The organism is Cellulomonas sp. (assembly GCF_965229465.1).
Classification (GTDB): Bacteria; Actinomycetota; Actinomycetes; order Actinomycetales; family Cellulomonadaceae; genus Cellulomonas.
On record NZ_OZ245882.1, the window covers coordinates 3,664,587 to 3,686,490 of the forward strand.

At 72.4% G+C, this 21,904-nt stretch carries 24 protein-coding genes; 13 read left to right on the forward strand and 11 right to left on the reverse strand.

What is annotated here, in order from left to right; translation table 11 throughout:
- The first annotated feature begins 70 nt into the window (after window positions 1-70).
- Window positions 71-565 carry a hypothetical protein gene (locus ACO06A_RS17320; protein ID WP_421733433.1) on the forward strand — a complete coding sequence of 165 codons (495 nt, stop codon included), beginning with the start codon at window positions 71-73 and terminating at the stop codon, window positions 563-565.
- 4 nt (window positions 566-569) lie between these two features.
- On the opposite strand, the gene ACO06A_RS17325 is transcribed toward ACO06A_RS17320, so the two are convergent.
- The 4 genes from ACO06A_RS17325 to ACO06A_RS17340 are packed head-to-tail and all read right to left on the reverse strand — an operon-like array spanning window position 570 to window position 3,526.
- Window positions 570-1,436: a neutral zinc metallopeptidase gene (locus ACO06A_RS17325; protein WP_421733434.1), complete on the reverse strand. Its 867-nt coding sequence runs from the start codon at window positions 1,434-1,436 to the stop codon at window positions 570-572.
- A gap of 50 nt (window positions 1,437-1,486) precedes the next feature.
- Window positions 1,487-2,119: a CbiQ family ECF transporter T component gene (locus tag ACO06A_RS17330; protein WP_421733435.1), complete on the reverse strand. Its 633-nt coding sequence runs from the start codon at window positions 2,117-2,119 to the stop codon at window positions 1,487-1,489.
- Complete coding sequence (locus ACO06A_RS17335; protein WP_421733436.1) at window positions 2,116-2,829, reverse strand: energy-coupling factor ABC transporter ATP-binding protein; 714 nt, start codon at window positions 2,827-2,829, stop codon at window positions 2,116-2,118. The genes ACO06A_RS17330 and ACO06A_RS17335 overlap by 4 nt, the downstream gene beginning before the upstream one ends.
- 7 nt (window positions 2,830-2,836) lie before the next feature.
- Window positions 2,837-3,526: a biotin transporter BioY gene (locus ACO06A_RS17340; protein ID WP_421733437.1), complete on the reverse strand. Its 690-nt coding sequence runs from the start codon at window positions 3,524-3,526 to the stop codon at window positions 2,837-2,839.
- 151 nt (window positions 3,527-3,677) lie between these two features.
- On the opposite strand from ACO06A_RS17340, the gene ACO06A_RS17345 reads away from it, so the two are divergent.
- Window positions 3,678-5,276, forward strand: coding sequence for an ABC-F family ATP-binding cassette domain-containing protein (locus tag ACO06A_RS17345; protein WP_421733438.1), 1,599 nt, complete (start codon window positions 3,678-3,680; stop codon window positions 5,274-5,276).
- Here the strand turns inward: ACO06A_RS17345 and ACO06A_RS17350 are convergent.
- Genes ACO06A_RS17350 through ACO06A_RS17360 form a run of 3 tightly spaced genes read right to left on the reverse strand, consistent with a single transcriptional unit; the run spans window position 5,273 to window position 6,800 of the window.
- Window positions 5,273-6,205 (reverse strand): SURF1 family protein, encoded by a 933-nt coding sequence (locus ACO06A_RS17350; RefSeq protein WP_421733439.1) that lies wholly within the window; start codon window positions 6,203-6,205, stop codon window positions 5,273-5,275. The genes ACO06A_RS17345 and ACO06A_RS17350 overlap by 4 nt on opposite strands.
- Window positions 6,202-6,444 (reverse strand): hypothetical protein, encoded by a 243-nt coding sequence (locus ACO06A_RS17355; RefSeq protein WP_421733440.1) that lies wholly within the window; start codon window positions 6,442-6,444, stop codon window positions 6,202-6,204. The genes ACO06A_RS17350 and ACO06A_RS17355 overlap by 4 nt, the downstream gene beginning before the upstream one ends.
- A complete protein-coding gene (locus ACO06A_RS17360; RefSeq protein WP_421733441.1) occupies window positions 6,441-6,800 on the reverse strand; it encodes a DUF3099 domain-containing protein in 360 nt (119 codons plus the stop codon). Before ACO06A_RS17360 ends, ACO06A_RS17355 begins: the two co-directional genes overlap by 4 nt.
- Before the next feature lie 133 nt (window positions 6,801-6,933).
- On the opposite strand from ACO06A_RS17360, the gene fabG reads away from it, so the two are divergent.
- The 3 genes from fabG to ACO06A_RS17375 are packed head-to-tail and all read left to right on the forward strand — an operon-like array spanning window position 6,934 to window position 9,026.
- Window positions 6,934-7,665, forward strand: coding sequence for a 3-oxoacyl-ACP reductase FabG (gene fabG / locus ACO06A_RS17365; RefSeq protein ID WP_421733443.1), 732 nt, complete (start codon window positions 6,934-6,936; stop codon window positions 7,663-7,665).
- A 41-nt stretch (window positions 7,666-7,706) separates the two neighbouring features.
- Window positions 7,707-8,477, forward strand: a complete 771-nt coding sequence (fabI, locus tag ACO06A_RS17370; RefSeq protein ID WP_421733444.1) for an enoyl-ACP reductase FabI — start codon at window positions 7,707-7,709, stop codon at window positions 8,475-8,477.
- Between the two features lie 30 nt (window positions 8,478-8,507).
- Window positions 8,508-9,026 carry a SixA phosphatase family protein gene (locus ACO06A_RS17375; RefSeq protein WP_421733445.1) on the forward strand — a complete coding sequence of 173 codons (519 nt, stop codon included), beginning with the start codon at window positions 8,508-8,510 and terminating at the stop codon, window positions 9,024-9,026.
- Window positions 9,027-9,081: 55 nt separating this feature from the next.
- On the opposite strand, the gene ACO06A_RS17380 is transcribed toward ACO06A_RS17375, so the two are convergent.
- Complete coding sequence (locus tag ACO06A_RS17380) at window positions 9,082-10,074, reverse strand: hypothetical protein (RefSeq protein WP_421733446.1); 993 nt, start codon at window positions 10,072-10,074, stop codon at window positions 9,082-9,084.
- A gap of 170 nt (window positions 10,075-10,244) precedes the next feature.
- Here ACO06A_RS17380 and ACO06A_RS17385 point away from each other — a divergent pair, with 170 nt between their 5' ends.
- The gene (locus ACO06A_RS17385) at window positions 10,245-10,643 is read left to right on the forward strand and encodes a hypothetical protein (RefSeq protein ID WP_421733447.1); all 399 of its coding nucleotides are present in this window, start codon (window positions 10,245-10,247) and stop codon (window positions 10,641-10,643) included.
- A 42-nt stretch (window positions 10,644-10,685) separates the two neighbouring features.
- Here the strand turns inward: ACO06A_RS17385 and serB are convergent, their stop codons facing one another.
- Window positions 10,686-11,330: a phosphoserine phosphatase SerB gene (serB, locus tag ACO06A_RS17390; RefSeq protein ID WP_421733448.1), complete on the reverse strand. Its 645-nt coding sequence runs from the start codon at window positions 11,328-11,330 to the stop codon at window positions 10,686-10,688.
- Between the two features lie 44 nt (window positions 11,331-11,374).
- Window positions 11,375-12,616, reverse strand: coding sequence for a glucose-1-phosphate adenylyltransferase (gene glgC / locus ACO06A_RS17395; protein WP_421733449.1), 1,242 nt, complete (start codon window positions 12,614-12,616; stop codon window positions 11,375-11,377).
- A gap of 112 nt (window positions 12,617-12,728) precedes the next feature.
- Here glgC and glgA point away from each other — a divergent pair, with 112 nt between their 5' ends.
- On the forward strand, window positions 12,729-13,955 hold the full coding sequence (gene glgA / locus ACO06A_RS17400; RefSeq protein ID WP_421736088.1) for a glycogen synthase: 1,227 nt from the start codon (window positions 12,729-12,731) through the stop codon (window positions 13,953-13,955).
- 3 nt (window positions 13,956-13,958) lie between these two features.
- On the opposite strand, the gene ACO06A_RS17405 is transcribed toward glgA, so the two are convergent.
- Window positions 13,959-14,747 carry a hypothetical protein gene (locus ACO06A_RS17405; RefSeq protein ID WP_421733451.1) on the reverse strand — a complete coding sequence of 263 codons (789 nt, stop codon included), beginning with the start codon at window positions 14,745-14,747 and terminating at the stop codon, window positions 13,959-13,961.
- Between the two features lie 87 nt (window positions 14,748-14,834).
- On the opposite strand from ACO06A_RS17405, the gene ACO06A_RS17410 reads away from it, so the two are divergent.
- From ACO06A_RS17410 to ACO06A_RS17435, 6 genes are all read left to right on the forward strand, one after another.
- The gene (locus ACO06A_RS17410; protein WP_421733453.1) at window positions 14,835-15,629 is read left to right on the forward strand and encodes an ABC transporter ATP-binding protein; all 795 of its coding nucleotides are present in this window, start codon (window positions 14,835-14,837) and stop codon (window positions 15,627-15,629) included.
- Window positions 15,630-15,723: 94 nt separating this feature from the next.
- Window positions 15,724-16,158, forward strand: a complete 435-nt coding sequence (locus ACO06A_RS17415; RefSeq protein WP_421733454.1) for an NfeD family protein — start codon at window positions 15,724-15,726, stop codon at window positions 16,156-16,158.
- 49 nt (window positions 16,159-16,207) lie between these two features.
- Window positions 16,208-17,371 (forward strand): SPFH domain-containing protein, encoded by a 1,164-nt coding sequence (locus ACO06A_RS17420; RefSeq protein WP_421733455.1) that lies wholly within the window; start codon window positions 16,208-16,210, stop codon window positions 17,369-17,371.
- Between the two features lie 105 nt (window positions 17,372-17,476).
- On the forward strand, window positions 17,477-18,160 hold the full coding sequence (locus ACO06A_RS17425; protein ID WP_421733456.1) for a TetR/AcrR family transcriptional regulator: 684 nt from the start codon (window positions 17,477-17,479) through the stop codon (window positions 18,158-18,160).
- Window positions 18,160-19,905: an ABC transporter ATP-binding protein gene (locus ACO06A_RS17430; RefSeq protein ID WP_421733457.1), complete on the forward strand. Its 1,746-nt coding sequence runs from the start codon at window positions 18,160-18,162 to the stop codon at window positions 19,903-19,905. Before ACO06A_RS17425 ends, ACO06A_RS17430 begins: the two co-directional genes overlap by 1 nt.
- Window positions 19,902-21,875: an ABC transporter ATP-binding protein gene (locus ACO06A_RS17435; RefSeq protein ID WP_421733458.1), complete on the forward strand. Its 1,974-nt coding sequence runs from the start codon at window positions 19,902-19,904 to the stop codon at window positions 21,873-21,875. Before ACO06A_RS17430 ends, ACO06A_RS17435 begins: the two co-directional genes overlap by 4 nt.
- Window positions 21,876-21,904 lie beyond the last annotated feature (29 nt).

The window sequence follows — 21,904 nt, forward strand, 5'->3', positions numbered from 1 at the left end:
CTGTGCTGGCCGGGGCTTTTGCGTGCAGGAACAGCGGTCGGCGGGGGGCTCGATGGAGCATCGTGAGGGGATGAGAGCACTCGAGGGAAACGTCGCCACCGCCCCGATCGCGTTCCGGCCTCGCGCCGATGCCGTCGTCGTCAGCGCGGTGACGGCCGCGACCGGTGCCGCGCTGCTCGCCGTCGCGTGGTCGATCGGGAGCGTCGGCTGGATGCTCGCCGACGTGCCGGGCGCCGCCAACAGCGTGCTGGGGGAGGCCGCGTTGGCGTTGTTCGGCGCGGGGTTCGTGATCGTCGCCGTCGTCGGAGCGGCCGCTCGGCGGCGAGGGGTTCAGCGCAGGGCGGGCGTCGTCGCGGTGCTCCTGTGCGTGACCGCGATGCTGCTGGCCGTGGTGGGTGCGGGCCGGTTCGCCGCTCACTCGGCCGCGTCGGTGCTCCGGCCTGTGCTCGTGGACGCTGGGTCGCTGAACACGTCGGGCTCGAACGGTGTCGCGATGCTGGCCGTCGCCCTGAGCCTGGCGGCGGCAGCGCTCATCGTGCTGCGCGTGGGGCGCACTCGCCCCTGAGGCCTCAGAGCTGGTCGGTGGCGAAGGTGTCGCAGGCCGCGATCGTGCCCTGCTCATAGCCGGTGGTGAACCAGCGCTCGCGCTGCTCGCTCGACCCGTGGGTCCACGAGTCCGGGTTCACTCCACCGCCCGACTGCTCCTGGATGTTGTCGTCACCGACGGCCTCGGCAGCGCCCAGGGCGTTCTGGAGCTGCGCCTGCGTGATCGGCTCGAGGTAGGTGACGCCGGTGTCCGGGTCCACGGTCGTCGCTGCGTTCCCGGCCCACATGCCGGCGTAGCAGTCCGCCTGGAGCTCGACGCGGACGGAGTCGGAGTCCGCCCCGGTGCCCTGGCGCTCGGCCTGGTCCATCACGCCGGTGATCTGCTGGATGTGGTGGCCGTACTCGTGCGCGATGACGTACTGCTCGGCCAGGGGCCCGTCCTCGGCACCGAGCTGGGCCAGCTGGTCGAAGAACGAGACGTCCACGTAGATCGTCGCGTCGGGCGGGCAGTAGAACGGCCCGGTGGAGCTCGACGCGTTGCCGCAGCCGGTGCTGACGGCGGCGTTGAAGGACACCGCCTCGGGGATGCTGAACTGGCCGCCGGCGGCCGGGATGGTCGCGCCCCAGAACGTGTCGAGCGAGTCGAGGGTCGCGCTGTACAGGCACTCACGGTCGGTGTTGGCCTGCTCGGCCGTGCAGGCACCGACGGTCTCCCCGGTCTCCGGCGCCGGCTGCTGGGCGCCACCGGTGACCCCCGACAGGTCCACGCCCGTGAACAGGTAGACGACGAGCGCGAGGATGCCGATCGCACCGCCGCCCGCCGCGACCTTGCCGCCGCCGCCCTTGCGGACACGGCCGCCACCGAAGCTGCCACCCTCCTGGAACGTCACGCAGGCAACCTAGCCGCGCGCGAGTCCGTCCGCCCGTCGAGAGCGGGTGATCAGCGCTCGTCGAGACCCCGGGCGGCGAGCGCGTCGCCGGTGGCGCGGGCGTGGGCGACCATCCGGACCGCGGCGGGCACGAGGATCGCGCGCGGCTCGCGCTCCAGCCCTCGGGCGCGTGCGGCGTCGCGCGTCTCCAGCGACATCCGGGCCAGCACGGGGATGGTCCGCAGGAAGAGGCCGACGGCAAGCGCGAACGTCTCGGGGCGCAGACCGACGTGCCGGAGCGGGCGCGCGAGGCGGGTGAGCACGTCCAGGAGCGTGTCCGCACGCGTGGTGGCCGTGACGACCGCGGCCAGGAGCACGAGGGCCACCAGGTCGACGGCGACCTCGACGGCGGTGGCCCAGCCGCGCGCCCACCACTGGTAGGCGCCGATGAGCGCCGCCGTGAGGAGCGCCGGCACGAGCCCCCGGGTGGTGCGGTGCCACGGGACGCGTGCCACCAGCTGGGCCAGCAGCGCGACGGCGAGGAAGACCAGCGCCGACACCGGCCCGTGGACGGCGACGACGGCGATCGCGAACACCGCCAGGAACGCGAGCTTGAACCCCGCCGGCGCGCGGTGGATGACGCTGGTGCCGGGGTGGTAGAGCCCGAGCGGACCGGCCCACGGAGGGCGGATCGGCCCGCTCACGTCGGCACCTGCATCAGCGCCCGGTACGACGCGACGCCGTCGGCCGGGTCCCCGTCGAACACCACCGCACCGTCGTCGATCACCAGGACGCGCTGCGCCCGGAGCGCGGCGTCGAGGTCGTGGGTCACCGTGATCACCTGCTGGTCGAGACCGTCCAGCAGTCGGTCGACCACGCCGCGCCACCGCAGGTCGAGCAACGTCGTCGGTTCGTCGCACACCAGCACCGCGGGCTCGGTCGCGAGGACGGAGGCCAGGGCGAGCAGCTGGCGCTGGCCCCCGGACAGAGCGTGCACGGGGACCTCGGCGCGATCGGCCAGCCCGAGGCGCGCGAGCGCGGCACGGGCAGCGACGTCCCGTTCGGCCGAGGTCAGCGGGAGGCGGCGCAGCGACAGGGCGACGTCCTCGACCGGCGTCGGCATGACGAGCTGCGCGTCGGGGTCGGTGAACATGAACCCGACCCTGCGACGCACCGCCGCCCCGTCCCGCGCGGTGTCCAGGCCGTCGACCCGCACGGTGCCGGACGACGGCAGGACCAGCCCGTTGAGCAGCCGGGCCAGGGTCGACTTGCCCGAGCCGTTCGCCCCGACGATCGCGATGCGGCGCTCGGCGAGCTCCAGGGTCACCGGTCCGAGCAACCGCACGATCCGGTCGGCGCCGCCGTCCGGGTCCGGGCTGTAGGCGGTGACGAGGACGTCGTCGAGCGCGATCATCGGTAGGTCAGCGGCGGGAGCGCAGCATGTCGGGGAACGCCTTGAAGATCGCGACGGCCACCGCGGCGGCGGCGAGGTTCTTGATCACGTCACCGGGCCAGTACACGACGTCGATCGCCAGGGCCTCGCGGAACGTGATCCCCAGCCGCGCCATGAGGCCGACGATCCCGGCGGGGTGGATCACGACGAAGCTCGTGGCCAGCCCTGCCACGAACAGCAGCGGGTAGCGCCACGCGGAGGCGGCGTGGCGGACGCCGTCGCCGAACCAACGGGCCAGACGCTCGGCGAACGAGGACGCCATGAGCCGGTCCGCAAGCCGCAGGGCCAGCCCGCCGAAGCCGCCGGCCACCACGGCGGCGAGCGGGAACGAGAGCAGGTAGCCCACCGACGGCTTGCTCAGCACGACGAGCGCGCCGGTGCCCTCCGCGAAGATCGGCAGGCCGACCAGCCCGAGAGCCAGGTACAGCAGGGCGGCCAGGCCGCCGCGGCGCCACCCGAGCACCAGGCCGGCGAGGATCACCCCGAAGGTCTGGAGGGTGATGGGAACGCCGGACGGGGTCGGGATGCCGGGCAGGATCGCGCACACCGCGATGAACGCCGCGAAGGTGGCGACGAGGGCGACGTCCGTCGAGGCGGAGGAGCGGGCGATCGGGACGGGAAGTGCGGCGGCGGTCTCGTTCTCAGGTGCGCTGGTCATGGCTACCCCTTGATCGTCGTGGCGTATCGGTGCGATCCCGGGGCACGTCGTCGGACCCTTGCGACCGGACGCCACGCTAGCCGGAAGTAGACTTGCTGGCGTTTGTGCCCGCGGCCAACGCCAGCGCGGCGAACTCGGAGGAAACCGTCAAGTGATCACTGCCCAGGCTGTCGAGCTGCGCATCGGCGCACGCGTGCTGCTCGAGGAGTCGTCGTTCCGCATCGCGGCCGGCGACCGGATCGGTCTGGTCGGACGCAACGGCGCCGGCAAGACCACGCTCACCAAGACCCTGGCGGGGGAGACCCAGCCCACCGGCGGCCAGATCGTGCGCTCCGGGGAGGTCGGCTACCTCCCGCAGGACCCCCGCACGGGAGACCTGGACGCGCTCGCGATGGACCGGGTGCTCTCCGCGCGCGGCCTCGACGAGATCGTCCGCGCGATGCGCGTGACCGAGGGTGCCATGGCCAGCACCGACGACGACGTGCGGGACAAGGCGATGGAGCGCTACACGCGCCTCGACGCCCGGTTCAACGCCGCCGGCGGGTACGCCGCCGAGAGCGAGGCGCACCGCATCGCGTCGAACCTCGGGCTCGACGAGCGCGTGCTCGCCCAGACGATCGGCACGCTCTCCGGTGGCCAGCGCCGTCGAGTCGAGCTCGCCCGGATCCTCTTCTCGGGCGTCGACACGCTGCTGCTCGACGAGCCGACCAACCACCTCGACGCCGACTCGATCCTGTGGCTGCGCGACTACCTGCGCACGTACTCGGGCGGCTTCGTGGTGATCTCCCACGACGCCGACCTGCTGCGCGCCACGGTCAACAAGGTGTTCCACCTGGACGCCAACCGCTCCCAGCTCGACCAGTACGCGCTCGGCTGGGACGCGTACCTCCAGCAGCGGGAGACCGACGAGAAGCGCCGCCGCCGTGAGCGCGCCAACGCCGAGAAGAAGGCCTCCGCCCTCATGGCGCAGGCCGACAAGATGCGCGCGAAGGCCACGAAGACCGTCGCCGCGCAGAACATGGCGCGTCGGGCCGAGCGTCTGCTGTCCGGTCTCGAGGAGGTGCGCGCGTCGGACAAGGTCGCGCGTCTGCGGTTCCCCGAGCCGGCGTCCTGCGGCAAGACCCCGCTGACCGCGTCGGGGCTGTCCAAGACCTACGGGTCGCAGGAGGTCTTCACGGACGTCGACCTGGCCATCGACCGAGGGAGCAAGGTCGTCGTGCTGGGCCTCAACGGCGCCGGCAAGACCACCCTGCTGCGCATCCTCGGCGGGATCGAGAAGTCCGACACCGGCGAGGTCCGCCCGGGGCACGGTCTCAAGCTCGGGTACTACGCCCAGGAGCACGAGACGCTCGACCTCGAGCGCACGGTCGTGGAGAACCTCAAGTCCGCCGCGCCCGACCTCACCGAGACCCAGGTGCGGTCGGTGCTCGGCTCGTTCCTGTTCTCGGGCGACGACGCCGACAAGCCCGCCCGCGTGCTGTCCGGCGGCGAGAAGACCCGCCTGGCGCTCGCGGCCCTGGTGGTCTCCAGCGCCAACGTGCTGCTCCTCGACGAGCCGACGAACAACCTCGACCCGGCTTCCCGCGAGGAGATCCTGGCGGCTCTGCGCGGCTACGCGGGCGCTGTCGTCCTGGTGTCGCACGACGAGGGCGCCGTCGCGGCGCTCGACCCGGAGCGCGTGCTGCTGCTGCCCGACGGCGACGAGGACCTGTGGAACCCGGCGTACCTGGACCTGATCGCGCTGGCCTAGCGGTCGTCCCGGCCGGGCTGCGCCAGCTGGGCGTCGATCAAGGCGTCCTCGGCATCCTCGTCGCGACCTCCGCGCCGGTGCGGCACGTCCGGGGCCGTCGGGGAGCGACGCTGCCGCGGCGCGTCCCGGGTGGGCCACAGCTCGACGCCCGACACGGTGACCGGCAGGGGTGCCTGTGCGGGCGGATCGCCGGCCGCCGCGGCCCGCTCGTCCTGGAGCTCGCGGCGGGCGCCCAGGCAGAACGCGACGAGGCCTCCGAGCGCGAACGTCCACCACTGGAACGCGTACGACAGGTGCGAGCCCGGGTCGGTGCTCGGCGCGGGCAGCTGCCCGGGGACCGGGGAGATCGACGGGTCCTCGGCGGTCATGGCGACGTAGGCGTCGTAGGACTGGCCCTCGACGCCCCCGGCGGCGAGCACCTGGTCGACGGCGATCGCCTGCACCTGGCCCGCGGGAGCGGTGCGGTCGGACGCGGGCTCGTCGTGGCGCAGCCGAGCGGTGAGCGTGATCGTCCCCTCCGGCGGCTCCGGTGGGGTCACGTCGACGCTCCCGTCCGCACCGGGCTCCACCCAGCCGCGGTCGACGACGAGCACCGTGCCGGCGTCCTCCACGACGAACGGCACGAGCACGTGATAGGCCGCCGCGCCGTCGACGGGACGGTTGCGCAGCAGGACGGTCCCGCTCGGCTCGTAGTGCCCGACCACCGTCACGCGCCGCCACACGTCCGCGTCGGTCAGAGGGGTGCCGGGGGAGTCGAGCACCGCCGCCAGCGGCACCGGCTCGGCCGACCAGTTGGTCTCCACCACGGCGATCGCGCCGTCGCGCCACACGTGCCGGTTCCACTGCCACCGGCCGAGGAACGTGCACGCGACCGCGAGCACGATGCCCACCAGGACCAGCCCCGTCGCGCGGCGGGCCGCGGGGCTCATGACCGAGGAGCGGACTCGAGCTCCGCCACGGGGACGACGCCCTGGAGGAAGCCGCGCACGTCGAGGAACGAGCCGAGGTGCTCCCGATGGACGTCGCACGCGAGCCAGACCTTGCGGCGCTCCGGGGTGTGCAGCTTCGGGTTGTTCCACAGCAGGCCCCAGGTGGCGTCGGCCCGGCAGCCGCGGCTGCTGCAGATCAGGTCGTCGACGGCGTCGGGCACCGGGCCGAACAGGCTCACGCGCGACCGTCCGGGTGGTCGGAGGAGCCGAGGCCCCGCGGGGCGCCCGAGCCGGGACCGATCTCGCGGGCGGCCATGAACGTGCCGTCCGAGTCGCGGCGCTCGCGGCCCGCGTTGGCGAACAGCACCGCGGAGTAGGGCAGGACGACGGCCGCGACGATCAGGAGCAGGGAGGTCCACATGGGGATGCGGCCCCAGGTGAGCACGGCCCCGGCGAAGCAGAGGATGCGGATGCCCATCTGGATCAGGTAGCGCTTCTGGCGACGGGCAAGGTCGTCCGCGAGCGGCTCGGGTGCGCTGGTGATGCTGTGGACCTCCTCCGAGGGGAGGTCCGGGCGCCGACGGCTGCTGCTCACCACGTGATTCTAGTCCGGCGAGCCTGTGGCGGCGCTGAGGGACGGTGTTGTGCACGTCCCACAATGCGGCGCGACGAACGTGGGCGCGGACCCTGCCGCAAGGCGCGCGAGACGTCGGATAGCGTCGTGTCCCGTGCCTGAGACTTCCGACCACACAGCCACCTCCCGCAGCGTCCTCGTCACCGGGGCGAACCGTGGCATCGGCCGCTCGATCGCCGAGCGGTTCGTCGCCAACGGCGACAAGGTGGCCACGATCTACCGCTCGGGTGACCTGCCGGACGGCGTCCTCGGCGTGGTCGGCGACGTGCGGGACACCGCGAGCGTCGACGCGGCGTTCGCCGAGATCGAGGCTGCGCACGGCCCGGTCGAGGTGCTCGTCGCCAACGCCGGTGTCACTCGCGACCAGCTGCTCATGCGGATGACCGACGAGGAGTTCTCCGAGGTCATCGACGTCAACCTCACCGGCGCCTTCCGGTGCGCGCGACGCGCCAGCAAGGGCATGATCCGGCTGCGCCGCGGGCGCATCATCTTCATCTCCTCGGTGGTCGGCCTCTACGGGTCGGCCGGCCAGGTGAACTACGCGGCGTCCAAGTCGGCGCTCGTCGGCATGGCGCGCTCGATCACGCGGGAGCTCGGCGGTCGGGCGATCACGGCGAACGTCGTCGCGCCCGGGTTCATCGACACCGACATGACGCGCGCACTGCCCGAGGACAAGCAGAAGGCCTACCGCGACTCCATCCCGCTCGGCCGGTTCGCCCTGCCCGACGAGGTGGCCGGCGTCGTCGAGTTCATCGCCTCCGACGCGGCCGGCTACATCTCCGGGGCGGTCATCCCCGTCGACGGCGGCCTGGGCATGGGCCACTGACCTCAACCTGTTGCACGGCGACACGACAGAACGGAACGCACATGGGTCTGCTCGACGGCAAGAAGCTCCTGATCACCGGGGTCCTCACGGACGGGTCGATCGCCTTCCACGTGGCGCGCCTGGCGCAGCAGGAGGGCGCGGAGGTGCTGCTTACCTCGTTCGGCCGTCAGTTCCGGCTCACGCAGGCGATCTCAAGGCGGCTCCCGAAGGAGGCGCAGGTCCTCCAGCTCGACGTCACCGACACCGACGACCTCGCCGCGCTCGCGGACCGCGTCCGGGAGGCGGGCTTCGACTCGCTGGACGGCGTGGTGCACTCGATCGGGTTCGCGCCGCAGTCCGTGATGGGCGGCAACTTCCTGGCCGGCGAGTGGGACGACGTCGCGACGGCCCTCCAGGTCAGCGCCTACTCGCTCAAGTCTCTCGCGGTCGCCACGCAGCCCTTGCTCAGCTCGGGCGGCGCGATCGTCGGCCTCACGTTCGACGCCCGCTACGCCTGGCCGGTGTACGACTGGATGGGCGTCGCCAAGGCGGCGTTCGAGTCGACCTCGCGCTACCTGGCCCGCGACCTGGGCCCGCACGGCATCCGGGTGAACCTGGTCTCCGCCGGGCCGATCCGCACCACGGCCGCCAAGTCGATCCCCGGCTTCGAGGCGATGGAGGGCGGCTGGCCCGAGCGCGCACCGCTGGGCTGGGACGCGTTCGACCCGGAGCCGACGGCCCGTGCGGTCGCCGCGCTGCTCTCCGACTGGTTCCCGGCGACGACGGGCGAGATCGTGCACGTCGACGGCGGCTACCACGCGATGGGCCTGTGACGATCCCGTCGCGGATGGCACTCTGAGCGAGTGACGTCCGACTCCGGCACCCGGCGACTGCTGCTCCTGCGGCATGCCAAGGCCGAGCACCCCGACCTCATCGCGGACATCCAGCGCCCGTTGTCGCTGCACGGTCGGCGCCAGTCGGCGCACGTCGGTGAGGCCCTGGCGGCGGACGACCTCGTGCCGGACCTCGTGCTCTGTTCCGCGAGCGTGCGGACGCGGCAGACGTGGGACCTGGCGCGTGCGTCGCTCGGGGCCGACCCTGACGTGCGGTTCCTCGACGAGCTCTACTACGCGGGCTCGCGCGCGCTGATCGACCTGGTCCGCGCGGTCTCCGCCGACGTCCGCACGCTGCTCGTCGTCGGCCACGAGCCCACGATGTCGCAGTCGGCGGTCGCCCTCGCCGGTCCCGAGTCTGACCCCGACATCCTGGCGCGCGTGCGCGCGGGGGTGCCGACGGCGAGCTGGTCCCTGCTGGAGGTCGACGGCTGGGACGCGCTCGGCAGCGGGTCGGCGACGCTGCGCAGGCTCGTGCTGCCCGGCTGAGGTCAGGCTCGTCGGTGGGACGCGCTCGGCCAGACCGAGCTCGACGCCTGCCGCTCTACGACGACGGCGTCGGCCCGTCCGCCGGCTTCTCGGTCGGCTCCGCGTAGAACTTCCACCCCGCCGGGGCCGCGGGCCAGCTCGGGTCGGGCTGCCACCGCGGCGGCGGACGCCAGCCGGCGGGCGGCGTCGGCCACCCGGGCGCAGGGACGAACCGGTGGGTGGAGGGTGGGCGCTGCGAGACGGCGGCCGCGACGATGGTGCACGCAGCCGGGATCTCGAGCACCGCCAGTGCGGTGACGATCGCGGCGACCTGGACCCAGGCGTTCGAGGCGACACCGGCCACGCCCAGGTTGTCCGGGAGGTTCGCTCCTCCGCGGAGCAGCACGGCCAACGAGGTGACGAGCGCGGCGCCGGCGAGCGCGATCGCGACCGCGCGGTGGCGGCGCCGCAGTGCGACGAACGCGCCGACGAGCACGGCGGCACCCAGCGCCGTCAGCGTGACGGCCAGGAGGCCGAGCCAGGGCTCGGGCGACATCACCACGACGCCGACCGGAGCATCCGTTGCGTCCGAGACGTCCATCCACGCCCACTCGGCGACGTCCTGGCCGCGAGAGGGTTCCCAGCTCGACGTCAGGGGGACCCCGGGGGCACTGACGTAGACGTCGACCAGCGTCGCGTCCTGGGCCAGGATCCAGGCCACGGCGTCGCGGGTGTCGAGTGAGACGCGGGGATGCGGCCCGGGCTCGTACACGTCAGGCGCGTCGATGACGGCGAAGGGGTAGCCCGCGCCGTTCGGTTCGACTCGGACGGCGAGGGACGTCGCGGCGGGGAAGAGACGGGTGCCGATGGCGTGGCCCCAGGTCAGAAGCTGCGCATCGCTGCGGGCGGCGCTGTCGTCCAGGAACACCTGGGCGGTGGTGGACCCATCCGTGTTGACGACGACGTCGATGTCGACGGCGTCCGTCTGGCCGGACGGCCCGTACGGGTCGCACGCCGCGAGGCTCGCCATCACGACCGCGGCCAGGGCGGCGACGATCGCTCTCTTCACCGTCGCACTGTGTCAGAGCCGCCCGTCCAGGCGGTGGGATTCGCGGACGACGATGCGGATCCGTGATGCAGGCGAGGTCGTCGGACGGTCGACACGGACGTCGCAGCACGGGGCCAAACCCTCAAGCCCGGCGTGCCGTCTGCCGTAGTCCCTGACAGGAGGCGAGCCACATGACCACCACGCAGCACGACCGCACCGCTCCGCACGCCAGCGCGACCGCCGAGCAGCTCCGCGCGCGGCGGCACGAGCACGTGGCCCGAGCCCGGGCCGCCCATCTGATGCTCGCGGCCCGCCGGGCCCGCCACGGTGCCGACGCCGCCGCCGTCGCCGCAGCCGCCGCTCCCGAGGACGAGCGGCTGATGCGGCAGGCCCAGGCACTGGAGGTGACCGCCGACCACGTCGAGACGGCCGCGACCGCTGCTCGGCGCGAGTGGGCGCTGGCGTCGTTGGCGGCGGACGACCGGCTGCGCCTCTTCGTCGACGCCGACCTGGCGTGCGACGTTCCGACGCAACGAACCGATGCCCGCGGATCCTCCCTCGGATCCGGGCAGCAGGCTCGCCAGCGCTGACCAGCTAGCGGCTGGGCCCGCGCGGTCCGTGCCAGCCCTCGGTCACGACGCGAAGACGGGCAGGTCGAGGACGGCGTCCAGGCGATCGCGCACGACGGCGTCGGCGGCCGCGCACAGCAGCGGCTTGGCGTTGTAGGCGATCCCGAACCCCGCGGCGACCACCATGTCGAGGTCGTTGGCGCCGTCGCCGATGGCGATCGTGCGCTCCATCGGGATGCCGACCGAGGCCGCGTACTCGCGCAGGGTCCGTGCCTTCGCCGCCCGGTCCACGACCGCTCCGCTCACCCGGCCGGTGAGCCGGCCGTCGACCACCTCGAGGGCGTTCGCCCTGGTCAGCGTGATGCCGAACGACGCCGCGAGGGGTCGGACGATCTCGATGAACCCACCCGAGACGAGGCCCACGGGCCACCCCCGCGCACGCATCTCTGTCACGAGCTCCGCGGCGCCCGGGGACGGCTCCACCTCGGCGAGCACGTCGGCCAGCACGCTGTCCGGGAGCCCGGTCAGCGTCGCCACCCGCTGGTGCAGGGACTCGGCGAAGTCGATCTCGCCGCGCATGGCGCGCTCGGTGATCTCGGTGACGAGCTCCTCGGAGCCCGCCCGGGCGGCGAGCATCTCGACGACCTCGCCGGTGATGAACGTCGAGTCGACGTCCATCACGACGAGGCGGGGCGGCTGCGGGCTCACGGGACCGCAGGGTAGCGGCGCGTGCGCACGGGTGCGCCCCCTGCTCAGTCCTTGATGACCGAGCCCTTGGGGACGACCGTGATGCCCGACTCCGTGACGGTGAATCCGCGTGCGCGGTCGTGGTCGTGGTCGAGCCCGATGCGGACGCGTTCCGGCACGGTGACGTTCTTGTCGATGATGGCCCGGTGCACCTGCGCGTACCGGCTGACGTGCACGTCGTCCATGAGCACCGAGTCGGTGACCTGCGCCCACGAGTGCAGCCGGACGCCCGGGGACAGCACGGACCCGGACACGGTCGCGCCCGAGATCAGCACGCCCGGCGACACGACCGAGTCGACGGCGTGGCCCAGCCTGCCTGCGCCGGCGTGGACGAACTTGGCCGGCGCCATGCTGGTGTACCCGCTGTACAGCGGCCACTCGTCGTTGTAGAGGTTGAACACCGGCTCGATCGAGATGAGGTCGATGTTCGCCTCGTAGAACGCGTCGATCGTCCCCACGTCGCGCCAGTAGTCGCGGTCGCGCGGGGTCGAGCCCGGGACGTCGTTGCGCAGGAAGTCGTAGACCCCGGCGGTGCCGCGCTCGACGAAGTACGGCGCGATGTCACCGCCCATGTCGTGGCGGGAGCTCACGTTCTCGGCATCGGCCGCCACGGCCGCCACCAAGGCGTCCGTGTTGGCCACGTAGTTGCCCATGGACGCCAGGATCTCGCCGGGGGAGTCGGCCAGGCCCACGGGGTCGGTCGGCTTCTCGAGGAACGCCTTGATGCGGGTCGGGTCCGTCGGGTCCACCTCGATGACGCCGAACTGGTCGGCCTCCTCGATCGGCTGACGGATCGCCGCGACGGTGAACTCGGCGCCCGACGCGATGTGGGCGTCGACCATCTGGGAGAAGTCCATCCGGTACACGTGGTCGGCTCCGACCACGACGACGATGTCGGGCCGCTCGTCCTCGATGATGTTGAGGCACTGGTAGATGGCGTCGGCGGAGCCCAGGTACCAGTGCTTGCCCACCCGCTGCTGCGCCGGGACGGCGGCGACGTAGTTGCCCAGCAGCGGCGACATGCGCCACGTCTTCGAGACGTGGCGGTCGAGGCTGTGGGACTTGTACTGGGTGAGCACGATGACGTGCAGGTACCGGGAGTTGATGACGTTCGACAAGGCGAAGTCGATGAGCCGGTAGAGCCCCCCGAAGGGCACCGCCGGCTTGGCGCGGTGGGCGGTGAGGGGCATCAAGCGCTTGCCCTCCCCACCAGCGAGGACGATAGCGAGGACACGCGGCGCTGCCATGGGCACGACCCTAGGCCCACCGCGCGGTCCCAGCGAGGCGTGACTTCGCTCACGCGCTAGCGTGTCGGCGGGAGAACCGGTCGTCGGTGCCGGTGGCGAGGGGATGGTTGCTGTGCGAGTCGACCTGCTGACCCGGGAGTACCCGCCGCACGTGTACGGCGGAGCGGGCGTCCACGTCGCGGGGTTGACCCGGGTGCTCGAGCGCACCATCGACGTGCGCGTGCACTGCTTCGACGGCCCGCGCGACGCACCGGGCGTGACGGGCTACTCCGTCCCCACCGAGCTCGCGGGGGCCAACGCAGCGCTCCAGACGTTCGGGATCGACCTCGAGATGGCCGACGCGGTGGGCGCGGTCGGCGCCGACGGCGTCGCGTCCGACCTGGTGCACTCGCACACCTGGTACGCCAACCTCGGCGGCCACCTCGCCGGGTTGTTGCACGGGCTGCCGCACGTCGTCTCGGCGCACAGCCTCGAGCCGCTGCGCCCGTGGAAGGCCGAGCAGCTGGGCGGCGGCTACGCCCTGTCCAGCTGGGCCGAGAAGACCGCGTACGAGGGTGCTGCGGCCGTCATCGCGGTCAGCGGCGGCATGCGCGAGGACATCCTGCGGGCCTACCCGAGCGTGGACCCGGCGCGGGTCAAGGTGGTGCACAACGGGATCGACCTCGACCAGTGGCAGCGACCGACCAGCGACGAGGCGGTGGCGAAGGCCGCGGCGACCGTCCGGGCGCTGGGCATCGACGCGTCCCGCCCCAGCGTCGTCTTCGTGGGCCGGATCACCCGGCAGAAGGGCCTGCCGTACTTCCTGCGCGCGGTCGAGCTGCTGCCGCCCGAGGTCCAGGTGGTCCTCTGCGCGGGAGCGCCGGACACGCCGCAGATCATGGCGGAGGTGACCGGGCTGGTCGAGCAGCTGCGCACCAAGCGGTCCGGGGTCGTCTGGATCGAGCAGATGCTGCCGCGCGACGAGCTGATCGCCGTCCTCATGCACGGCACGGTCTTCGCGTGCCCGTCGGTCTACGAGCCGCTCGGCATCGTCAACCTCGAGGCCATGGCGGTCGGCCTGCCGGTGGTCGGGACCGCGACCGGGGGCATCCCGGAGGTCATCGACGACGGCGTCACAGGCCGGCTCGTGCCGATCGACCAGCTCCAGGACGGCACGGGCACGCCGGTCGACCCGGACCGGTTCGTGCACGACCTGGCCGAGGCGCTCACCGACGTCGTCGGCGACGAGGCGCGGACGGCGCAGTGGGGTCTGGCGTCGCGCAGGCGGGTCGAGGACCACTTCACGTGGGAGGCGATCGCCGAGCGGACGCTGGAGGTGTATCGAGCGGCGCTCGGCTGACCGTCAGGCCGTCACCTGGGACGCCGCGGCGGCCATCGCCCGGCGGGCCATGCGGTCCACCTCGCGCAGCGCCGTCGACCTCTGGTCGGCCTGCCACAGGTTCACCGCCGCGCCGTCGTCCTGCGTGGCCAGGGCGACGATCGCCCGCAGCCGCGCCGCGCTGGCGAGCACCCGCACACGGCGGCCGTCGAGCCGGTCGGGCAGCCGCCACGCGGGCAGCTCCAGCTCCCGCAGGGCGGCCACCGTCTCGGCGGCGTCGGGGCGCCACTGCGCGACGTCGAGGCGGACCAGCGCCTCGGTCGCCTGGAGCAGCCCGTGGCGCAGCTCGCGTTCCGCGTCCTGGAGCGTCCCGGTCTGCGCGTGCACCGCGTGCCGCCAGTCGGGGACGTCGGAGAGCTCCCACGTGACCAGGTGCCCGGGTTCGAGCGCGGACCCGAAGCGCTGCACCACGGGTACCGCGACGAGGCACTCCTGCGGGGTGCGGATCAGCACGGCCTCGCCGGCCTCGGTCGCCGCGGAGCTCACCGTCGCCGGCGTGGCGCCCGGGTCGCCCGGCACGGGCAGCACGGCGGCGACGTCGCGGGGCGCGCCGGCGCACGCGTCGAGGAGCGCACCGAGCGGCTGGTCGGTGAGGTCGTCGCGGAGCGGCTCGTCGTGCGACGGCCGGCGCTGGACCGTGTGCGGCTCGTCGTCGGACTGCACGGCGTCGACGAGCACCGCGCGGTCGGTGCTGTCGTCCGCCAGCCAGAGCGCGAGGAGGACGGAGCGGGGGAGCTCCAGGGTCAGGTCCACGGGACAACCGTAGGTCGTGACCGAGGGCACCGACGAGCGGCCCGTCGTGGGCCGCCGACGTGCGGCTCGACGGTTAGGGTCATGCCCATGACCGACGTGCTCGACCTCCAGGCCGTGACGATCCGCCGGGGAACGACGACGATCCTCGACGAGGTGACGTGGACGGTCCGCGAGGGCGAGCGGTGGGTGGTGCTCGGCCGCAACGGCGCGGGCAAGACCACGCTGCTCCAGGTCGCGTCCGGACGGATGCACCCGACGGGCGGGACCGCCGACCTGCTCGGCGAGCGGCTGGGCCGGGTCGACGTCTTCGAGCTGCGCCCGCGCATCGGCCTGTCCAGCGCGTCGCTCGCGGACCGCATCCCACCGGGGGAGAGCGTGCGCGACGTCGTGCTCACCGCCGCGTACGGCGTGACCGGCCGGTGGCGTGAGGAGTACGAGGCGCTCGACGACTCGCGGGCCTCGGACCTCTTGGCCGCGTTCGGCGTGGCGCACCTGTCCGACCGCACCTTCGGCACCCTGTCCGAGGGGGAGCGCAAGCGCGTGCAGATCGCCCGCTCGCTGATGACGGATCCCGAGCTGCTGCTGCTCGACGAGCCCGCCGCGGGGCTCGACCTCGGGGGCCGCGAGGAGCTCGTCGCGGCACTCGCCGAGCTGGCCGGCGACCACCGTTCTCCGGTCATGGTGCTGGTCACGCACCACGTCGAGGAGATCCCGCCCGGCTTCACGCACCTCCTGCTGCTGCGTCAGGGCAAGGCGTTCGCGGCCGGCCCGATCGACGAGGTGCTGACTCCGGAGACGTTGTCGGGTGCATTCGATCTCCCGCTCGTCGTGGACAAGACGGACGGTCGCTGGTCGGCGCGCGCCGCTTCCTCTCAGGGCTGAGCATTTCCCCACAGGTTCGCAAAGAACCCGTCTAGTATCGGTTGGACAGCAGGATCCGGCGTCGGACCTGCCCTGACCGAGGGAGTGGGCACCGATGGGTTGGCTGTGGTGGATCGGAGCGGCTCTCGCGCTGGGCATCCTGGAGATGCTCTCGCTCGACCTGGTGCTCGCGATGTTCGCCGGCGGCGCCATCGCGGGTGCGATCGCCTACTGGCTCGGCGCCCCGATCGGCGTGCAGTTCATCGTCGCGGCCGTGACCTCCGTCCTGCTGCTCGCCACCCTGCGGCCGTGGCTGCTGCGGCACCTGAAGGCCCGGATGCCGCTCGTGGAGACCAACGCCGCGGCGCTCGTCGGCCGCGACGCGGTGGTCGTCTCGACCGTGACGGTCGAGGGCGGCCGCGTGAAGCTCAACGGTGAGGTGTGGAGCGCCCGGGCGGATGCCGCCGAGGCGATCCTGCCGGGCACCGAGGTGCGGGTGTCCCGGATCGACGGTGCGACGGCCGTCGTCGTCCCCGTCACCGGCGCCTGAGCACAGAACCTTCGCGGGCAGCTCGCCCGCGTGTACCCCAGGAGGATCCATGGACGACCCGAGCGGTGGGCAGCTCGCCCTCTATCTCGTGCTGGGACTGGTGCTGCTGTTCGTCGTCATCGCGCTGGTACGGGCGGTCAAGATCGTGCCGCAGGCCGTCGCGATCATCGTCGAGCGGCTCGGGCGCTACTCCCGCACGCTGGATGCCGGCCTGCACCTGCTCATCCCGTTCGTCGACCGCGTGCGGGCCGGCGTCGACCTGCGCGAGCAGGTGGTGTCGTTCCCGCCGCAGCCCGTGATCACGTCGGACAACCTCGTGGTGAGCATCGACACGGTCATCTACTTCCAGGTGACCGAGCCCAAGTCGGCGGTCTACGAGATCGCCAACTACATCCAGGGCATCGAGCAGCTCACCGTCACCACGCTCCGTAACGTCGTCGGGTCGATGGACCTCGAGCAGACGCTGACCAGCCGCGACCAGATCAACGGCCAGCTGCGCGGCGTGCTCGACGAGGCGACCGGGCGCTGGGGCGTGCGCGTGAACCGCGTCGAGCTCAAGTCGATCGACCCGCCGGAGTCCATCAAGGGCTCGATGGAGCAGCAGATGCGCGCCGAGCGTGACCGTCGCGCCGCGATCCTCACGGCCGAGGGCTTCAAGCAGTCGCAGATCCTCACGGCCGAGGGCGAGAAGCAGGCCGCGATCCTGCGGGCCGAGGGTGGCGCCCAGGCGGCGATCCTCACGGCCGAGGGCGAGGCGCGGGCCATCCTCCAGGTGTTCGACGCGGTGCACCGTGGCGACGCCGACCCGAAGCTGCTGGCGTACCAGTACCTCCAGGTGCTGCCGAAGATCGCGGCGACCCCGTCCAACAAGATGTGGTTCCTGCCGTCGGAGCTGACCAGCGCGCTGGGCACGTTCGCGAAGGGGTTCGGCGGCGCGTTCACCGGGAGCGACGGGGGAGTGTCCGACTCGGGCCGCCCCGCCGGCACCTCGCCGCTGGGCGACGACCTGCCGCCGACCACGCTGACCGATCCGGCCGAGGCGCTCGCCGAGGCGCGACGGGAGTCGGCGGCGGCGACCGCGGACGCCACCAGCTCGGGCACCCTGAGCGGTCTGCCGTTCGACCCCTCCGTGGAGCTCGGTCAGCGGCCTGGTGGGGGAGCGGTGCCCCCGCGGGCGCCCGAGCCCCCGCCCGAGGACGCGCCGACCGCCTGACGCTCGCAGGGCCGGATCCCCCCGGGTCCGGCCCTGCGGCATGTTCGCTCACAGCGAACACGCGTGGTGTACCGGAGTGAGCGCTCACTCAGTTACCCTCGCCGCGTGGGAACCTTCACCGAGCCGGTCCCGCCCCGCTCCGGGCGCGCGACGCCGCTGCCGCCCGACGAGCGGCGCGCGGCGATCCTGCTGGCCGTCCGTCCCGTGCTCCTCGAGCGCGGGGCCGCAGTCACGTCCCGCGAGCTCGCCGAGGCGGCCGGCGTCGCGGAAGGCACGCTCTTCCGGGTGTTCACCGACAAGGTGACCTTGATCCGCGAGGCGGTGCTCGCGGCGATCGACCCCGCGGACTCCGTGCCGGAGGTCCGCACCATCGACCGCGCGCTGCCTCTGCGCGAGAAGCTGACCGCGCTGATGGTGCAGGCGCATGCGCACGTCGGCGACTCGATGCGGTGGATGGGACTGCTGCACGAGGTCGGTCGGCTCGAGCCCACCGGCCCCACGGGGGAGCACCGCGAGGCGGCCATCCGGCAGTGGGGGCGTCGGCAGCAGGCGGGGACCGCCGCCGTGACCGCCGCCGTCGCCGAGCTGCTGGAGCCCGACGCAGACCTGCTGCGCCTGCCCGTCGCCGACGTGATCGAGCTCTTTAACACCGTGCTCATCGGCTTCACGATGCGTACCGTCGACGCCGCCCGGCGCGGGCTCGACACCGGCCCCCCCGACCACGAGCAGCTCATCGACCTGATCCTGCACGGAGTCCTCGCCCCCACCCCGACCGACAGGAGCGTGTGATGCTCGTCAAGCTGCTCAAGGAGCACCTCGCGCCCTACCAGGGTGCGGTCCTCACCGTGGTCGTGCTCCAACTGGTGCAGACGATCGCGACGCTCTACCTGCCCAGCCTCAACGCGCGGATCATCGACGACGGCGTGGCGCAGGGCGACACCGCGGAGATCATGCGGCTGGGCGGCGTGATGCTCGCGGTGAGCCTGGTGCAGGTGATCGCCGCCGTGATCGCCGTGTACTTCGGCTCGCGCACCGCCATGGCGTTCGGCCGCGACGTGCGCAAGCGGCTGTTCGGGCACGTGCAGACGTTCTCCGCGCAGGAGGTCGCCAAGTTCGGGGCGCCCACGCTCATCACCCGCACGACGAACGACGTGCAGCAGGTGCAGATGGTGGTGCTGCTGACGTTCACCCTGATGATCATGGCGCCGATCATGCTGGTCGGCGGCGTGGTCATGGCGATGCGCGAGGACGTCGGGCTGTCGGCCGTCCTCCTGGTCTCGGTGCCCGTGCTCGGCCTCGTCATCGCCCTGATCGTCACGCGGATGATCCCGTACTTCCGGACCATGCAGAAGCGGATCGACGGCATCAACCGGGTGCTGCGCGAGCAGATCGCGGGCGTCCGGGTGGTGCGGGCGTTCGTGCGGGAGCGCCGGGAGTCCGCCCGGTTCGACGGGGCGAACTCCGACCTCTACGACACCTCGCTGCGGGTGGGCAAGCTCATGGCGCTGATGTTCCCGGCGGTCATGCTGGTGCTCAACGCCACCACGGTCGCCGTCCTGTGGTTCGGTGCGCAGCGCATCGACGCGGGCCACCTGATGATCGGGCAGCTCACCGCGTTCCTGTCCTACATCGCGTACATCCTCATGGCCGTGATGATGTCCACGATGATGTTCGTGATGGTCCCGCGGGCCGTCGTGTCCTCCGAGCGCATCGGCGAGGTGCTGCTCACCAGCACCTCCGTGGTGCCGCCCGCGCAGCCGGCCACGCTGCGCACCGGCGCCGCGTCGCGGCCGGGCCTCCTGGAGCTGCGGGGCGTCGAGTTCCGCTACCCGGGTGCCGAGCGCGCGGTCCTGCACGGGGTGGACCTGGTGGCCGAGCCGGGGAGGACCACGGCCATCATCGGCTCCACGGGTGCCGGCAAGACGACCCTGCTCAACCTGATCCCGCGGCTGTTCGACGTGACGGGCGGCGAGGTGCTGATCGACGGCGTCGACGTCCGCGCGCTCGACGCGGACCAGCTGTGGACCCAGATCGGACTGGTCCCGCAGAAGCCGTTCCTCTTCGTCGGCACGGTCCGGTCCAACCTCGAGTACGGCCGGTCGGGCGCGTCCGACGAGGAGCTCTGGCACGCGCTCGAGGTCGCGCAGGCCCGCGACTTCGTCGAGGCGCTCGAGGGCGGGCTCGACGCGGAGATCGCGCAGGGCGGCACCAACGTCTCGGGCGGTCAGCGACAACGGCTCGCCATCGCCAGAGCCCTGGTGCGGCGCCCGAACATCTACCTGTTCGACGACTCGTTCTCCGCGCTCGACTACGCCACGGACGCGCGGCTGCGGGCGGCACTGGTGCCGGAGACCCGGGAGGCCACCGTGCTCGTCATCGCGCAGCGGGTGGCCACGATCCGGCACGCGGACAGCATCGTCGTCATGGAGGACGGGCTGGTGGTGGGGGTGGGCACGCACGCCGAGCTGCTGGAGTCGTCGGAGACCTACCGGGAGATCGTGTACTCGCAGGTCAGCGTGGAGGAGGCGGCATGAGCACCCAGACACAGCGCATCCCGCCCGTCCGCCGCGGTCCCGGCGGCCCGATGATGTCGATGGGCATGCCCGTCGAGAAGTCGATGAACTTCCGCGGGTCCGCCGGCCGCTTCCTGCGCGAGATGCGCGGCGAGCGGCTGCCGATGGTGCTCATCATCGCCCTGGCGGTCGCCTCGGTGGTGCTCGCGGTCATCGGGCCCAAGCTGCTGGGCAACGCCACGAACATCATCTTCGACGGGGTCATCGGCACGCAGCTGGGCGCCGCGTTCCCGGCCGGCACCACCACCGACCAAGCAGTCTCGGCGCTGCGCGCGAGCGGGCAGGACACGTTCGCCGACGTCGTCGCCGGCAGCGGGGCCGTGCCCGGCGTGGGGATCGACTTCGACCGCCTGTGGCAGCTGCTCATGGTCGTGCTGCTCATCTACGTGGGCTCGTTCCTGTTCGGCTGGCTTCAGGGGCGGCTGACCGCGGTCGTCGTGCAGCGCGTCGTGTACGGGCTGCGCCAGCGGGTGGAGGCGAAGCTGTCGCGGCTGCCGCTGCGGTACCTCGACTCCCAGCCGCGCGGCGAGCTGCTCAGCCGGGTGACCAACGACATCGACAACGTGGCGCAGACGCTCCAGCAGACGCTCTCGCAGCTGATCACCTCGGTGCTCACCGTGGTCGGCGTGCTGGTGATGATGTTCCTCATCTCCCCGCTGCTCGCGGTGATCGCGCTGGTCACCGTGCCGCTCTCGGTGATGATCGCCGGCGCCATCGCCAAGCGGTCCCGGCCGCAGTTCATGGAGCAGTGGGCGTGGACCGGCAAGCTGAACGCGCACATCGAGGAGATGTTCACGGGCCACGCGCTGGTGACGGTGTTCGGGCGGCAGGCCGAGGCGGCCGAGGTGTTCGCCGAGCGGAACGAGAAGCTCTACGACGCGAGCTTCCGGGCCCAGTTCATCTCCGGGATCATCCAGCCGGCGCTCGGGTTCGTGTCCAACCTCAACTACGTGATCGTCGCGGTCGTCGGCGGGCTGCGCGTCGCGTCGGGCACCATGACGCTCGGTGACGTGCAGGCGTTCATCCAGTACAGCCGCCAGTTCACGCAGCCGATCACGCAGATCGCCTCGATGGCCAACCTGCTCCAGTCCGGGGTCGCGTCGGTGGAGCGGGTGTTCGAGCTGCTCGACGCCGCCGAGCAGTCACCCGACCCGGCGGACCCGACCCCGCCTGTCCAGCCCACCCGGGGACGGGTCGCCTTCGAGCACGTGGCGTTCAGCTACTCGCCCGACAAGCCGCTCATCGAGGACCTGTCCCTGACGGCCGAGCCGGGCCAGACGATCGCGATCGTCGGCCCCACGGGTGCCGGCAAGACGACGCTGGTGAACCTGCTCATGCGGTTCTACGAGGTGGACGGCGGCCGGATCACGCTCGACGGCGTGGACACCCGGGAGCTGACCAGGGACGCGCTGCGCTCGCAGATGGGCATGGTGCTCCAGGACACCTGGCTGTTCGGCGGCACCCTGGCGGAGAACATCGCGTACGGCGCCGACGGGGCGACCCAGGAGGAGATCGTCGCCGCGGCGGAGGCGACCCACGTGGACAAGTTCGTGCGCACGCTGCCCGACGGCTACGACACGAAGGTCGACGACGAGGGCTCGAACGTCTCGGCGGGCGAGAAGCAGCTGCTCACCATCGCCCGCGCGTTCCTGGCGGACCCGGCGATCCTCATCCTCGACGAGGCGACGTCATCGGTCGACACCCGCACCGAGGTGCTGGTCCAGCAGGCGATGAACGCGCTCCGGCACGGGCGCACGTCGTTCGTCATCGCGCACCGGCTGTCCACCATCCGCGACGCCGACACCATCCTCGTCATGGAGGACGGCGCGATCGTCGAGCAGGGGTCGCACGACGAGCTCCTCGCCGCCGACGGGGCCTATGCCCGGTTGTACGCGAGCCAGTTCGCAGCGGCCGTGGCGCCGGTGGACTGACGGCCCACGGGGGGCCCTCTGACGGCACG